We start from the raw sequence: 15,625 nt of genomic DNA on the forward strand, positions 1-15,625 counted from the left end.
AGACTGTTTAATGAAAAATAAACCCTTTTTACCTTTGGACGGCACCAGCACCGGCCTGCTGGCTATCTGCCTGATCGCCACGGTGGCCTTTTCACTGGCGATGCCGGGCCGCTTTCTGACCGAAAACACCTTTCTGAGCATTGCGTTTCAGCTGCCGGAACTCGGCCTGCTGACCTTTGCGATGTTTGTACCGATGCTGAGCGGTGGCCTGAATCTGTCGATTATCGGCACGGCCAACCTCACCAGCCTGTTTATGGCCTGGCAGCTGATCCACTACGTTCCGGTTGATGCCAGCGTTGGCGTACAGCTGATGTGGCTGGTGCTGGCGCTGCTGGGTGCGGCAGTGATTGCGGTGCTGATTGGCGTACTGACCGGGCTGATGATTTCCCGCGTGGGTGCGCACCCGATTCTGGTGACTCTCGGCAGCATGACCATTATCAGCGGCATTGGTGTGTACCTGACCAAAGGCGCGGCGCTGAGCGGAATGCCGCCGATCGTGCGCAGTATGGGATCGGAAGTGGTCTGGGGGGTCCCGGTTCCGCTGATTATCTTTATCGTCGCTACCGTATTTTTGGCCCTGTTACTGGGCAGAACGCGCCTCGGCAAAAATATCTATATGTGCGGCAGCAACATCAACGCCACCTGGTTCAGCGGCATCCGCACCGACCGCATCATGATGGCGATTTACGCCATTTCCAGCCTGCTGTGCGTGCTGGCGGGGCTGATCATGATGGCCCGCTTTAACTCTGCGCGCATGGGCTACGGCGACTCGTATCTGCTGCTGACGGTGCTGGCGATTGTGCTGGGCGGAACCGATCCGTTCGGCGGCGTGGGCAAAGTGATCCACGTCTTCTGCGCGCTGCTGGTGCTGCAGGTGATCGCCACCGGGCTGAGCCTGGCGGGGGTCAGCCTGCACTTCAATCTGGCGGTATGGGGCATCACGCTGATTTTCGCCCTGGCGTTCAAATTCTTTAAAAACAAATGGCAGGCGCAGCGGGCGATGAAGCTGAACCGGAAAAAGCACCAGCAGCTGCTGGCAACACGTGGGGAAAGATAATGCGTAAGCATCCATTAGGGATTTACGAGAAGGCGCTGCCGAAAGGGACCAGTTGGGTGGAGAAGCTGGCCGTGGCGAAATCCTGCGGGTTTGATTTCGTCGAGATGTCGGTGGATGAGAGCGATGAACGCCTGGCACGACTGGACTGGACGCAGGCAGAGCGCATGGAGATCATCCAGGCGATTCAGCAGACCGGCGTGCGCATCCCTACTCTGTGCCTGTCGGCACACCGCCGCTTCCCGTTCGGCAGCCGCGACACGCAGACCCGCCAGCAGGCGTATACCATTATGGAAAAAGCGGTGCGGCTGGCGCAGGATCTGGGCATCCGTACCATTCAGCTGGCCGGCTACGATGTCTATTACGAACCGCAGGACGACGACACTATCGCCCGCTTTGAGGACTCCGTGGCCTGGGCCGTTGAGCTGGCCGCCGGGGCGCAGGTGATGTGCGCGGTGGAAATCATGGACACGCCGTTTATGAACTCCATCAGCAAGTGGCAGGCGCTGAATGCGAAAATTAACTCGCCGTGGTTCACCGTCTATCCCGATATCGGCAACCTCAGCGCCTGGGGAAATGAGGTGGACAGCGAGCTGACCGGCGGTATCGATCGCATTGCGGCTATCCACCTGAAAGATACGCTGCCGGTCACACCCGACTCGCCGGGCCAGTTCCGCGATGTGCCGTTTGGTGAGGGCTGCGTTGATTTCGTCCAGTTCTTTAAAACCCTGCACCGCCTGAACTATCGCGGCACCTTCCTGATTGAAATGTGGACGGAAAAAGCCGACGAGCCGCTGCTGGAAATCATTCGCGCCCGTCAGTGGATTGAAGACAAAATGGCCGCAGCAGGCTGGGGTGAAACCCGTAGCGCGCTGCTCAGCCCGGAGGCAGTATGAGCCACTACTTTATGGGCGTTGATTTAGGCGGGACGGTAACCAAAGCGGGGATTTACACCGCCGACGGCCAGGAGATCAAAGTCGTTGAGCTGGCGGTCCCGCTGCTCAGTGAACAGATGGGGTTCTGCGAGCGCGATATGGCCGAGCTGTGGTCCGCCACTAGCCAGGTAATTCGCCAGGTGCTGAACGACAGCGGTATTGCGGCAGAGGCGATTCACGGCGTGAGCTTTTCCGCCCACGGTAAGGGTCTGTACCTGGTGGATAAGCAGGGCCAGCCGGTACGTAGCGGCATCGTCTCCTCCGACTCACGCGCGCAGCGGCTGGTCAGCCACTGGAAAAGTGAAGGCCGCGACGCCGAAGCTTACGGCCGTAGCCTGCAACAGCTGTGGCCGTCGCATCCGGCGGCGCTGCTCGGCTGGCTGAAGGAGCATGAGCCGGACAGCTATCAGCGCGCGGGCTATATTCTGATGGTCCACGACTATATCCGCTACTGCCTGACCGGCGAGTTCGCCTGCGAAGAAACCAATATCTCCGGCAGCAATTTGTTTAACCAGCAGCAGGGGGCATTCGACCCGACGCTGTTTAACATCTTCGGTATTTCCGAGATGGCAGAGAAAGCGCCGCCGGTGATCGGTTCCGCCGAATGCGCCGGATACGTCACCGAACAGGCTGCCGCGCTGTGCGGTTTAAAAGCCGGGACACCTGTCTTCGGCGGACTGTTTGACGTTGTTGGCGCGGCGCTGGCCTCGGGCGTGCACGACAGTTCCTGCCTCAGCGCCGTGGCGGGCACCTGGAGCATCGCCACCCGCGTTTTCGACCGTATTGAATCCTCTGACTATCCCTACGTGTGGGGGAAATACTGCATTCCCGGCACTTTCTTTGTTCATGAAGGCAGCCCGACCTCGGCCAGCAACCTCGCCTGGTTTGTGCAGCAGTTCTTCCCGGATCTGCCGGACAGCTATCGCCAGCTTAACCAGTGGGCGAAAAACGGCTACGAAAAGGATCTCAACATCCTGTTTTATCCGTGGCTGTACGGCTCCAACTTCCACGACAGCCTGCACGGCGGCTTCCTTGGCTTAAGCGGCCACCACAGCCGGGAAGATATGGTCTACGCCATTTATCAGGGCATCGTCTTCTCGCATCTGCTGCATCAGGACCGCGTGCAGGACCTCAGCGCGGGCAGCGATATCATCCGCTTTACCGGTGGGCCAACGCACTCGGATATCTGGATGCAGATGTTCTGCGACGCCAGCAACCTGCCGCTGGAAATCGTCGACGTGAAGCAGTCCGGCTGCCGCGCTGCGGCGATCTGTGCCGCGGTGGGCGCGGGTGAATACCCTGATTTCCAGACGGCAATGAAGCACTGCCAGCCGCCCACTCTTCGCCTGGAGCCAAACCCGGCTAAACACGCGATGCTGAGAAAACGCTTCGCGCGCTTTAAGCAGATTGCCGGGGCGTTAAGTGAAGTGAAGTAAACACGATCTCCCACCCCGGCCCGAGTGGCCGGGGTATCAGCTGCGATGATGTTTTGCCAGCGGTGAAATACCGTATCAAGTATGACTCGCCGTCAGCCTCACAAGACAGGGATGAGTTATCCACTATTTTCTTAAATACGCTCATTCCTCACACAATCCGCTGTCATTTTTTAATCCCGCTTCCTATTGTGTCATGCCGGGCCACACGCCTAACAACAACGCCTTCAGGAGCTTTCCATCATGAGCGATCCCCTGATAAAAAATAACAATCGGGATATTAACGGCGGCGAAAACACGTTAATTCAACAAAGACGCCGTCAGGCGAATATCAGCGACGATCTGCCTGTCAGCGCGCTGGCACTCTCCGGCGGCGGCATCCGCAGCGCCACCTTCTGCCTCGGTCTGGTCAGATCACTCGCGGCGAATAAAGTCCTGCGCCGCTTTGATTATCTTTCCACGGTATCCGGCGGCGGTTATTTTGGCGGGGCGCTGGGGCGGCTCTATAACGAAGATCAGCAAGCCGAAGCGGTGGAAGCCGGTCTGGCAGAAAAACGCTCATTCTTACTCTGGTGGCTGCGAAATAATGGCCGCTATCTTGCTCCGGCAGGATTTCGCGATGTCTCACAGGCGATGGCCTACACCCTGCGTGGCCTGCTGGCCTCGCACTTTGAGGCCGCGACGGTAATACTGTTCCTGGCGGCGCTGATGTTCTTTCCCGGCCTGCTGCTCACCAGTTTCAACCCGGCCAGCGATGCGGCTCCGGCATGGCTCGGCCTGATGCTGATCCCGCTTGCCTGTGCCCTGTGGCAAATTTGTGCCTGGTGGATCATCCGGCCTGCCGGTGCAAAGGGCGATAGCACGGCAAAAGGCCGCTATCAGGATTACTACTCCACGATTTCCGTGCCCCTGGTTACCCTGGCGCTGCTGCTGGCGTGGCATTTCAGCCCGCACATGGTTTATCGTGATAAGTCGATATGGCTGGGTGCGGTCGTCCTGCTGTTCTCCTGCCTGCCGCTGGCCGCTAAGCTGGTACAGGATTTCTGTGCATTAAAAATCACCACACTTTCTGTTCCTGAGCAGCGGCTTATTCGCACCAAAAGACTGGCCGTGGCGCTGCTCGCTGCGCTGGCCTGCCTGTTTTTCTATGGTGCCAGCGAATTCTGCTACTGGATAAAAGTCCGGGCGAACTTTCTCATCTTCCTGACCGTGCTGGCCCTGCTGCCACCCGCTATTTCGCTGCTGCGCCATGCGATAAGAGCCCCCGCCAGAAACCCGGTAAAGAAAAAGCCGGTGGCAGGCATAATCAATCAGATCGGTTACCTGTTTTTACTGGCACTGTTCCTGACCTGGTCAACCCTGCTACTGATCCTGCTCACCGAACTGTTTATCCCGGAAAAATCGTCCGGCTACCCGGCGCTGCTGATGGATACTTTTTTCCTCGCGCTGATGGCGGTCTATTTCTGGCTGACCCGCAAGCGGGTTGATGTCCTGAATCTGTCCTCGATGCACAACTTATATCGCGCAAGGCTGGAACGCGCTTATATCTCAGTGGGTAACTATTTTCGTCGCAACAGGCCGGAAACCGCCGATGCGCGATTTCCGTTAACCCTGCTCTCCGCCTATGAAAGGGATCGGGTAGGGGAAAATCAGAAGTGGCGCATTACCGATGTGCAGCCCGGTGATGACGTGCTGCTGCGCGACTATCATCCTCATCGCTACGGCGGGCCGCTGCACCTGATCAACTGCTGTATCAACCAGACCGTCGATGACCGCACCGGTAACTTTAACGCTGACCGTAAAGGCATGGCGCTAACGCTCAGCCCGCTGGGCATTGAAACCGGCACGCATCTGCCGCAGGCAACGGACTGGCAGGAGGAACATTTATCGAAATGGCTGGCGATCTCCGGCGCGGCGCTGGGTACGGGGATGGGTTCGAACACCCGCACGGGCACGGCCGCCCTGCTGTTTACTTCGGCAATTCGCCTGGGCTACTGGAATGAAAATCTGTTTGCCCGCAAGCATCAGCGTATTGCCACGACGGCAGAAAAGCAGGATCGGCCTAAGCGGGAAATTAAACCGGAGAAATTCCCTCATCTCAGGGCGCTGCTCGGTGAAATGCTGGCCTTTTTCCCCGGCATGAACAGCAGCCTGTGGTACGTATCGGACGGCGGTCATTTTGAAAATACCGGCGTGTATGCCCTGCTGAAGCGCCGGGTGCCGCTCATTGTGCTGGCCGACTGCGGCGCAGACCCGGACTACGGCTATGAAGATATCGAAAACCTGGTCAGGAAGGCGCAAATCGATTACGCCACCCGCATTGAGTTTCTTGATAGTGATGCGGTTGAGCCCACGATGTCGGCACTGTTCACCACGCCCGACTTGCTGAACAAAAGAGAGAATCCGGCTCCGTTTATGCTGGCGCGTATCGTCTACCCAGACCAGGAAGATTACGCCGCGCTGATCGTGGTGAAACCGCACCTGATTGAAAACCTCGGGCTGGACACCGAACGCTATGCCGACAGGCAACCCGCATTCCCGCAGCAGCCCACCAGCGATCAGTTCTTCGATGAAAACCAGTGGGAAGCGTGCCACGAACTTGGCTGGAAGATGGGGGAACGGCTGAGTGGGGAGATTCTGGATAAGGCCCTGGGCTGGGTAAATACGTCACACAGGGATATCGGCAGATAATCTGCTCCCGGCCGGGGCTTTACCCTGGCCGGGAGCCGGAACCGTTAACCAGCACGGCGGTCAAGCCCAGCCGTCAGGCCGGAACGTACACTTCGTGAATACCGTTGAAGTTCTGTAGCCGCTCGCGCCACCACATTGCCGCGTTACCGGTGGCGCTGGACTTCCACGCCAGAAACGCCTGGTCGCGGCGGGTTTCGCTATCCAGCTGGCGCTCAACCAGCGCGCCGCTTTCCAGATGCGGTGCGGCCAGATAGCGCGGCAGATAGCCGCAGCCGAGCCCCGCCACCTGCGCCTGTACCTTATCACTAAAGCTGTGCACGCTGAGGATCGGCTGATCGTCGAGGATCCTCAGATCCATCCCCTCCGCGTGGCGTGAGCTGTCGCGCACCACCACTGCACGATACTGGCGGATCTGATCGCGCAGCAGCGGTTCAGGCAGCGCGGCCAGCGGATGCTCCGGCGCAATGGCAAAGACATATTCCAGCCAGCCAATCGGCACGCACTCAACGCCCGCATGGCGCGCGGGCTGCTGCACGGCACCAAACACAATATCGGCATCGCCGTAGCTCAGCGCTTCCCAGCATCCGGCCAGCACGTCGTGGCGGAACATCAGCCGCGTGTGCTGGTGCTGCTGGTAAAACTCATCAATCAGCCCGGAGAGCAGTGAAAACGGCACCGAGGCATCCAGACTGATGGTCAGCTTGCTCTCCCAGCCGCTTTCCACGTACTGCGCCTGCTGCTCAAGTTCGCCAACCGCCCGTAATAAAACGCGTCCTTTCTCCAGCATCAGCCTGCCGGTTGGCGTGAATGTCGCACGATGGCCGGAGCGATCCAGCAGCGTGATATTCAGGTCACTCTCCATTTTTTGCACGGTATAGCTCAGTGCGGAAGCCGTTTTAAACAGCCTGGCCGCCGCTGCGGCAAAGGTGCCGTGCCGGTCCAGCGCATCCAGAATCAGCAGCGCTTCAAGGTTTAATCGCATGGTGTTCCCCAAACCCAAAAATTGTTTAACAACAACCTAAATTCTTTCCGTTATCAACCAAAGCGCGCCTCTCGTATTGTGTAAACACGCAAGACGAACTGCAAACCAACAACTTAACGAGGATTAAAAAATGTCTAAACTTGACCTGCTGGACCCACAGAACTCCACCCTGATTTTCATCGACCACCAGCCACAAATGTCTTTCGGCGTCGCCAATATCGATCGCCAGCAGCTTAAAAATAACACCGTTGCTTTAGCCAAAGCAGGCAAAATTTTTAACGTGCCGACTATTTATACCTCGGTTGAAACCGAAAGCTTCAGCGGCTACATCTGGCCTGAACTGTTAGCGGTTCACCCGGAGTCTACCCCGATTGAACGTACCTCGATGAACTCCTGGGAAGATGAAGCTTTCGTCAAAGCGGTGAAAGCCACCGGCCGCAAAAAGCTGATTATCTCCGCCCTGTGGACCGAAGTGTGCCTGACCTTCCCGGCGCTGATGGCGCTGAAAGAAGGCTTCGAAGTCTACGTGGTGACCGACACCTCCGGCGGCACCAGCGTGGATGCCCACGAGCGCTCCATCGACCGTATGGTGCAGGCCGGTGCGGTGCCGGTGACCTGGCAGCAGGTGCTGCTGGAGTACCAGCGCGACTGGTCACGTAAAGAGACCTACGACGCGGTGATGGACCTGGTGCGTGAGCACAGCGGTGCCTACGGCATGGGCGTGGATTACGCCTACACCATGGTCCACAAAGCCCCGGCCCGCAAAGCCTGATCCCCCGGCCGCCGGCTCGCATCCGGGGGCGTTTAGGAGAGTAACATGGATTATCCACATCAGCCTGAGCACGTAACCCTGGTCATCACCCACCGTCTGCTGGCGGGTAAGCAGCCGGAGTATGAACAGTGGCTGGAAAAAGTGATGCCGCAGGCGGCATTATTCGACGGCCACCTCGGCGTTAACATTTTAAGACCGGTTCACGGGGAACAGACGTATACGGTGCTGATCAGGTTTGACACGCTGGATAATCTTTATCGCTGGATTAACTCGACCCAGCGCCACGCGCTGATAGCCGAACTGCCGGCCATGCTGTGCGGCCCGGAACATATTGAACTGCGGCCGGGCGCGGCATTCTGGTTTACCCCGCCAACCCCGGAGCGCAAAGCGCCGAAAAAGTGGAAGCAGTTTCTCATCACCCTGGCGGTGATCTATCCCTCCACCAATCTGGTGCCCTGGTTCTGGGGAACGGTACTGCCCGCGGCCAAAGGCACGCTGTGGGGACATTTTCTTAACGACGCATCCGTTGTCGCCCTGGTGGTGTTTATGTGGATGCCGGTGGTAACACGTTTATTAGCTAACTGGCTCGCACCGCGCGGGAAACAAAACCTGGAGAGTAATGATGAATAATGCTTCATTGATCCTGACCAACGGCAATTTCCACACTGTCGATCGTGAAAACCCGCTGGCGACCGCCGTGGCCATCAAAGACGGCAAATTCCTCGCCGTCGGTAGCGAAGCGGAAGTGATGCAGTTTGCCGGTCACGACACCAAAGTTGTCGATTTGAAGGGCCACACCGGTATTCCGGGCCTGAACGACTCGCACCTGCACCTGATCCGCGGCGGGCTGAACTACAACCTCGAACTGCGCTGGGAAGGCGTGCCGTCGCTGGCCGACGCGCTGCGGATGCTGAAAGAGCAGGCGCTGCGTACCCCGAACCCACAGTGGGTGCGCGTGGTGGGCGGCTGGAACGAATTCCAGTTTGCCGAGCGCCGCATGCCGACGCTGGATGAGATCAATGAAGCGGCACCGGACACCCCGGTATTTATTCTGCACCTTTACGACCGTGCCCTGCTGAACCGCGCCGCCCTGCGCGTGGTGGGCTATACCCGCGATACGCCGAACCCGCCGGGCGGCGAGATCCAGCGTGACAGCAACGGCAATCCGACCGGCATGCTGATTGCCCGCCCGAATGCGATGCTGCTGTATTCAACCCTGGCAAAAGGACCGAAGCTGCCGCTGGACCAGCAGGTGAACTCCACCCGCCAGTTTATGCGTGAGCTGAACCGTCTGGGCCTGACCAGCGCCATCGATGCGGGCGGCGGCTTCCAGAACTACCCGGACGATTACGAAGTGATCTCTGAGCTGCACGCGAAAAAGCAGCTGACGGTGCGTATCGCCTATAACCTGTTTACCCAGCGCCCCGGCCACGAGCTGGAAGATTTCGAGAAGTGGACCGATATGCTGAAACCGGGCCAGGGCACCGACTTCTATCGCCACAACGGTGCCGGTGAAATGCTGGTGTTCTCCGCCGCCGACTTCGAAGATTTCCTTGAGCCGCGCCCGGACCTGGCGCCGGGCATGGAAGATGAACTGGAGCGCGTGGTGCGCCATCTGGTGGAACACCGCTGGCCGTTCCGCCTGCACGCCACCTACAACGAATCCATCAGCCGCATGCTGGACGTGTTCGAGAAGGTGAACCGCGATATTCCGTTTAACGGCCTGCACTGGTTCTTTGACCATGCGGAAACCATTACCGAAGCCAACATCGATCGCGTTAAGGCGCTCGGCGGCGGTATCGCCGTGCAGCACCGTATGGCGTTCCAGGGCGAATACTTCGCCGATCGTTACGGTAAAGAAGCGGTGAAGCACACGCCGCCGGTAGCCAAAATGCTCAACGCCGGCGTGCCGGTAGGTCTGGGCACCGACGCGACCCGCGTCGCCAGCTACAATCCGTGGACCGCGCTTTACTGGCTGGTTTCCGGCCGTACCGTAGGCGGCATGGCGATGTACGACGACAGTGCCCGCCTGGATCGTGAAACCGCGCTGATGCTGTGGACCCAGGGCAGCTCCTGGTTCTCCAGCGAGCAGGGCCAAAAGGGCCAGATCAAAGTCGGCCAGCTGGCGGACCTCGCCATTCTGTCGCAGGACTACTTCAGCGTGACGGAAGAGGCGATTAAAGGGATTGAATCGGTGCTGACCGTGGTCGATGGCGAAATCGTTTATGCCGCTGGCGGCTTCACCCCGCTGTCGCCGCCGCCGGTGCCGGTGCTGCCGGAGTGGTCACCCGTTGTCACCGTACCCGGCCACTACCGCAGCGCCCCGCCGCAGGCCAACGGCCGTGCCGCCTTCGCCTCGCAGCCGCACCAGTGCAGCGGTCCCTGCGGTGTGCACAGCCACTCGCACGACGTGGCGCGCCGCTCAACGGTGCCGGTCTCGGATGACAGTGCCTTCTGGGGCGCGCTGGGCTGTTCCTGCTTTGCGTTTTAACTGAGGGTTGCGCCGTTATCGTTTGGGTGACGGCGTATAACGATCGTCATGTCGTCTGATGTGTTTTTTTGCCCATTAAGGTGGGTACTGAGCGCTTCAGACGACAACTCGTCAGGCAACTCTGCGGGATGATTGCACCAGAATCCATCCGTTGCCAGCACCACCGGCAGAGACAAATCCAGGCTAAGTTGTCGATAATCCGGCTTCTCAAGCCGCCGCGCGGTTAACTGCCGAAACACAACATGGCGCTGAGGATGAAGGCAGAGCTGTTGCTCATCAAGGGCACCGAGAGCAAGAGGTAGGCTGTGGGGCTGAGTATGCCAGGTGATAGCGCCATCCATAACCTGACCAACACGGCAGTCGCCGAGATAAAAACAATGTTGAACATCCGTTTTTTTATCGATGAAAAGCAGAAGGAAGCTGCCTTTCGCACAAATGAATCTTCGCTTAATTTTCTCGTGAGTCATGTTGATAGCGTCAGGCACATGCTTGACCGCCAACCGATCGCCCCATGAAAGCAAACTGCCCAACAAGCTCGCGCAAAACAACGAGATAAACTCACCGCTGTCCTTTGCATTCGTTGCTCCATCGGCAACGATCCAGATCTCTGCATTTTCGCCTATGTGAAAATTTGCATAGTCCTGATAGCTATCGCGGAGGCTTCCTTTTAGCGAAGTGATGATTCCTTCAATCATTACTCAATCCGATAATTTGCTGAATTCGACCTTCGAGGTACGTCATCCTGGCCCGATCACCGTTGGTGCTGGTTTGAAGCAAATACTCGAAGTCATCCTCAGCAGTCAGTTTTACAAACTCCTGCGAGATATAGCTCAACATGTCTGGCTCGCTCGGGCTGATTTCTTCGATAAGCGTATCGCGACCATTGATGAGATTCATAATATCTTCCAAATCGCGGCTCGTTAAAAGATCGCCTTCACCCCGTCCATTCCACGCTTCAAGTTTTGTCGCAATAAAATACACCGGGCTCAGTAATCTGATGATAAGACCCGGGCGTAGCTCATAATTTTCTGCCGACTTCAATGCATCAGCGTACCATCTGTTAGTAAAACCTAAGGTGTTATCCGTGGGCATAAAATCCACCTGGATTTCACCCAGGCGTTTCCTGCAGATAACAGAGGATTCAGCATCATCCCTGAATCCTCTCCGCCTAAGTTCCTCTTCAAAGCTGGCATGCTGCACATAGCCCAACGCGCTGGTTATCAGATCGACATCATCCGTTGTTCTCACTGACTGACGCGTATAATCATCGGTAATTAGCAGTCCCGTTGTCACCCCACCAACAAAAGCCGTTTGCTCTAGCAGGTCATTACCCAACGCTTCGGCAACATGAACAATCATTTCTCGTAAGGCGTCAAAATTAGACGTTTTCATTGAAGAGTTTGTCCTCCAGTTTCTCCAGCGCCAGCTTCATCTCCCGCGGATTTCCTATTCGTACGGCATCAAGCAGGGCCAGACAGGCATACAGCTCAGGATCCTGACGGACCGCAAACGGGACCGATTTGTATAAAGGTGCTATTGAAAGCCCCATTTCTTTGCCCAGGGGGTCGGGCCACACCAGCATAAAGTCGCCAGCCGAATAGAGGCTTCCCTGTAAGACGGGCGCGGAGAACGTAGTGGGGATACCCCGCATCAGTTCCGCAGGTTTGACCGGAAAAACCAGTCTTAGACCATAGCGAATAAAATTAAACAGCGTTTTTTTATTCACTTCAATTCGCTGATTGATTCGGCTTATTTTTGCAAGATTCACATTCAGACAGCGCGTTATACAGTTATTAATTTCACTTTTACTGATGCCCAGTGATTCTGACAGCCCTCTGACGCTAAAAAGATACTCTCGCTGCTTTTCAGCCTCGTTTAGACTATCGATCTGGCGTAGCTGATCCGCTTCCCAGCTATCCCCATTCCCCCATGTATCATCAGACCAGCCAGCATCGTGTTGTGATACAGCCGAGTGGAGCAGCAATTCGCCAGCCGCAGCGCGGGTTATGCACAATATTTTAAACAACACCAAAATATCTTGACTTTTCATAAAAATAAAAATGATCCTTGTCCATGAACTTTGATTTATGGACAAAGACTTTCATTACACATTATAAATGTCAATAAATTTTTTATAATCGTATGCCGGAACCTGGCAAAAATGCCTGGGGGAATAGCCTCAGGCGTTTTGTCATATCTGGACCTTACCTGATTCAAATTTCAATAAAATGGTCATATTTGATTAAAAAATCTCTAAAAAAGTCATATTTAAACCATTTACATTCATTTAACCCATAAAAGCTCAATATTGACACCCACGACCTTTAACGATCAAATAATGAGCTAATTGAGCCATTATCTTCGCAAAAAAGGTCATCAATGAACGCTCGTCCTGACAACGCTACTGCCGACAGGCTGCGCAATATCACCAGACAGCTCAACGAGCTGCAGCACGCGCCTTCGCTATAATCCTTCAGGCATAAAAAAAGCCGGGCTAAGCGTCAGCTTAACCCGGCTCGATCGTTTTACAGAAAGTTACGGCAGCGCGTAAGCGATCACGTCATCGCCACGGTTGTCGTTGGTTCCGGTACGGGTTGCGCCACCCGCAACCACCACGATGTACTGCTTACCGTCTTCACCGATATAGGTCATCGGCGCACCCTGTCCGCCAACCGGCAGACGACCACGCCACAGCTCTTTACCGGTGTTGTTATCCAGTGCGCGTACGTAGTAGTCCAGAGAACCGTGGAAGAAGGTCAGGCCGCCTTTGGTCACCAGCGGGCCGCCCATGGTTGGCATACCCAGAGGGATGTCCAGACCCGGCGCGACGCCGTGAATTGGTGCATCCTTGATGGTGCCCATCGGAACCTGCCAGCGGGTTTTACCGGTCGCCAGATCGATAGCGGTCATCGAACCGAACGGCGGCTTGAAGCACGGTACGCCCAGCGGAGAGATAAACATGCCGCGCTCAACGCCCCACGGGGTGCCCAGCTGCTCGGAGTATTCCCCTTCGGTCGTTGCCTGCAGGCCACGGGCATCGGCATCTTCACGCTTGATAAACTGGCCCCACTGCGCCATGCGGATATCGTTAACGATCAGCGTACCGGTAGAAACGTCAATCGCGCCGCCACCCCAGTTAAAGCCACCGTAGTAGCCCGGGTAGATCAGCGTACGTTTTTTATCGGACAGCGGGGTAAACTCGCCTTCCCAACGCATCTCTTTAAACTGCACGCGGCAGTAGAGCTGGTCGAAGATTGATGCGCCCCACATATCGGACTCTTTCAGCGCCTTGGTGCCCACGGAAATCGCCGAGTACGGCTGGGTTTCGGCCACTTTCATGCCCGGCATCGCGTCGGTCGACACTTTGCGCTGTTCCACTTCCACCACCGGCTTACCAGTACGGCGGTCCAGCACAAACACCTGGCCACGTTTGGTCAGCTGGATCAGCACCGGCGTTACGGTGCCGTCTTTGCCCGGCATATCGTACAGAATCGGCTGGGAAGAAACGTCGTAGTCGAACTGATCCTGATTCGCGGTGCGGAAGTGCCACACTTCTTTACCGGTTTTCAGCTCAACGGCCACCACGGAGTCGTTGTACTCGTCAGAGTAAGGATGGCGGTTGCCGGTCCAGAAGTCGGGAGTCTGGTTGCCGGTAGGGAAGTAGGCAATGCCCAGCTTCGCATCGTAGGCCGCCGTGCCCCAGAAGTTCGGCGTTTCAATCGGATAGATTTCGCCTTCAGGCAGCGGGGTGCTGTCTTTCGCACCGCGTGACGCATCCCATGCCCACAGCAGTTTACCGCTGCGTGAGTCATAGCCGCGCACCACGCCGGAGGCTTCGCCGGTGGTCAGGTTGTCGTTAAGCTTACCGCCCACCATCACCACGCCATCGGCAGCCAGCGGCGCAGAGGTCAGGTAGTAAGATCCGTGCGCGGTTGGGCCCAGGCCGTTCAGCAGGTTAACGAAACCTTTATCACCGAAACTCTCATCCAGCTTGCCGGTTTCGGCATCCAGCGAGAAGATACGGCCATCGTTGGTGGTGCTGATAATGCGCTTGTTACCGGCGATCGCTGGCTGGGTGCCGTCCTGCGGCGCCTCGCTCAGCTCGGTGTAAGCCACGCCACGGCAGCGTTTCCAGGTTTTATTCCCGGAAGTCTCTTCGATTTTTGGATCGAAGCGCCACTTCTCTTTACCCGTCACCGGGTCCAGCGCAATCACCTTGTTCAGCGGCGTACACACGTACATGGTGTTGCCGACTTTCAGCGGGGTGGTCTGGTACTCAGAACCATTAATCGCCAGATCGCCGGTGTGATAGGTCCACGCCACTTTCAGATCTTTCACGTTAGCGGTGTTGATCTGGTCGAACTGTGCGAAGCGCTGCCCGCCGGTGTTACGGCCGTAGGCGGTCCAGTCATTGCCGCTGTCGTCCGCGGCTTTCTCATCCAGCACCGGGACTTTATCGGCGGTGGCTTCCACTTCAGGATGCGGACGGAACATACCGGCAAAGATAGCGATGATACCGATCGCCAGCACCGCAGAAACGCCGGCGGCCAGCTTGCAGGAAATCACGCGGCCCAGGTCGGCTTTACGCAGGGTTGGCGCACTCAGCGTCACCAGCAGCGCCACCACCAGGAAGGTGACCGTACGCGGCACCAGCTGCCAGAAGTCGGTACCGACTTCGCTGAATGCCCAGATCAGGCTGACGATCAGCAGTGCCCAGGCAACATACAGCGCCCAGCCTTTCTGGCGGATCAGGCCCAGACCGCTGGCGGCCATCGCCAGACCGGCAGGCAGATAGAACCAGGAACCGCCGAGGGAGATCAGGTACGCGCCGCCCGCCGCCAGGCCTAAGCCCAGCAGCAGAAGCGCAATCCCGATGAGTGTAACCACAATTTTTTTACTGTTATTCATGATCAGATATTTTCCATTAAGAAAAAGTCATTCAGGAAGATAGGTAAAACGACTTTTGCCCAGCACAATGTAGTGTTCGTTCTAATTATTTGATTTTAAATACGTAATCCCCGGATTTCTTCCCCCCTCTGCACCCCTTCTGCGGCATATTCTCTGAACGCAGGCAACACTCATCCCTGACCCATTACATTTGTTGTGGGTTTGAGCCTGCCCGGTTAATTTATTTAAAAATATGATGCAGCAATGTTTGATGTTTGTGACTTAGATCAAATGTTACCGGAGTTTGCTACCGTTGGCAAAACTTTGCCAACGGTAGCAACGATAATTGTTCTCATTTTATACAGCGAAGAAACGACGCA

Annotated in this window: 12 protein-coding genes; 7 read left to right on the forward strand and 5 right to left on the reverse strand. The window is 56.7% G+C overall.

Annotation, left to right across the window (positions count from 1 at the left end; translation table 11 throughout):
- Positions 1-10 precede the first annotated feature (10 nt).
- The 4 genes from IBT46_RS20665 (at position 11) to IBT46_RS20680 (ending at position 6,113) form a co-directional block, all read left to right on the forward strand.
- The gene (locus tag IBT46_RS20665) at positions 11-1,057 is read left to right on the forward strand and encodes an ABC transporter permease (protein WP_200547208.1); all 1,047 of its coding nucleotides are present in this window, start codon (positions 11-13) and stop codon (positions 1,055-1,057) included.
- Positions 1,057-1,950 (forward strand): L-ribulose-5-phosphate 3-epimerase, encoded by an 894-nt coding sequence (locus IBT46_RS20670; RefSeq protein WP_200547209.1) that lies wholly within the window; start codon positions 1,057-1,059, stop codon positions 1,948-1,950. Before IBT46_RS20665 ends, IBT46_RS20670 begins: the two co-directional genes overlap by 1 nt.
- The gene (locus IBT46_RS20675) at positions 1,947-3,425 is read left to right on the forward strand and encodes an FGGY-family carbohydrate kinase (protein ID WP_200547210.1); all 1,479 of its coding nucleotides are present in this window, start codon (positions 1,947-1,949) and stop codon (positions 3,423-3,425) included. The genes IBT46_RS20670 and IBT46_RS20675 overlap by 4 nt, the downstream gene beginning before the upstream one ends.
- Before the next feature lie 240 nt (positions 3,426-3,665).
- A complete protein-coding gene (locus tag IBT46_RS20680; protein WP_200547211.1) occupies positions 3,666-6,113 on the forward strand; it encodes a hypothetical protein in 2,448 nt (815 codons plus the stop codon).
- Between the two features lie 73 nt (positions 6,114-6,186).
- On the opposite strand, the gene IBT46_RS20685 is transcribed toward IBT46_RS20680, so the two are convergent.
- Positions 6,187-7,095 carry a LysR family transcriptional regulator gene (locus IBT46_RS20685; RefSeq protein WP_105595721.1) on the reverse strand — a complete coding sequence of 303 codons (909 nt, stop codon included), beginning with the start codon at positions 7,093-7,095 and terminating at the stop codon, positions 6,187-6,189.
- Between the two features lie 130 nt (positions 7,096-7,225).
- Here IBT46_RS20685 and IBT46_RS20690 point away from each other — a divergent pair, with 130 nt between their 5' ends.
- The 3 genes from IBT46_RS20690 to IBT46_RS20700 are packed head-to-tail and all read left to right on the forward strand — an operon-like array spanning position 7,226 to position 10,358.
- The gene (locus IBT46_RS20690) at positions 7,226-7,867 is read left to right on the forward strand and encodes a hydrolase (protein ID WP_105595705.1); all 642 of its coding nucleotides are present in this window, start codon (positions 7,226-7,228) and stop codon (positions 7,865-7,867) included.
- Between the two features lie 45 nt (positions 7,868-7,912).
- Positions 7,913-8,497, forward strand: coding sequence for an antibiotic biosynthesis monooxygenase (locus tag IBT46_RS20695; protein ID WP_105595704.1), 585 nt, complete (start codon positions 7,913-7,915; stop codon positions 8,495-8,497).
- Positions 8,487-10,358 (forward strand): amidohydrolase, encoded by a 1,872-nt coding sequence (locus IBT46_RS20700; protein ID WP_200547212.1) that lies wholly within the window; start codon positions 8,487-8,489, stop codon positions 10,356-10,358. The genes IBT46_RS20695 and IBT46_RS20700 overlap by 11 nt, the downstream gene beginning before the upstream one ends.
- Here IBT46_RS20700 and IBT46_RS20705 read toward each other — a convergent pair.
- The 4 genes from IBT46_RS20705 to IBT46_RS20720 all read right to left on the reverse strand — a co-directional run bounded on the left by IBT46_RS20705 (position 10,355) and on the right by IBT46_RS20720 (position 15,266).
- Positions 10,355-11,053 (reverse strand): hypothetical protein, encoded by a 699-nt coding sequence (locus tag IBT46_RS20705; RefSeq protein WP_200547213.1) that lies wholly within the window; start codon positions 11,051-11,053, stop codon positions 10,355-10,357. The two genes, IBT46_RS20700 and IBT46_RS20705, sit on opposite strands and share 4 nt — an antisense overlap.
- Complete coding sequence (locus IBT46_RS20710; RefSeq protein WP_234480220.1) at positions 11,046-11,750, reverse strand: hypothetical protein; 705 nt, start codon at positions 11,748-11,750, stop codon at positions 11,046-11,048. Before IBT46_RS20710 ends, IBT46_RS20705 begins: the two co-directional genes overlap by 8 nt.
- Positions 11,737-12,408: a hypothetical protein gene (locus IBT46_RS20715; RefSeq protein ID WP_200547214.1), complete on the reverse strand. Its 672-nt coding sequence runs from the start codon at positions 12,406-12,408 to the stop codon at positions 11,737-11,739. Before IBT46_RS20715 ends, IBT46_RS20710 begins: the two co-directional genes overlap by 14 nt.
- Positions 12,409-12,893: 485 nt before the next feature.
- The gene (locus IBT46_RS20720; RefSeq protein ID WP_200547215.1) at positions 12,894-15,266 is read right to left on the reverse strand and encodes a membrane-bound PQQ-dependent dehydrogenase, glucose/quinate/shikimate family; all 2,373 of its coding nucleotides are present in this window, start codon (positions 15,264-15,266) and stop codon (positions 12,894-12,896) included.
- Between the last annotated feature and the right edge of the window lie 359 nt (positions 15,267-15,625).

The sequence above is a fragment of the Erwinia sp. S38 genome (assembly GCF_016624545.1).
GTDB lineage: Bacteria > Pseudomonadota > Gammaproteobacteria > Enterobacterales > Enterobacteriaceae > Erwinia > Erwinia coffeiphila.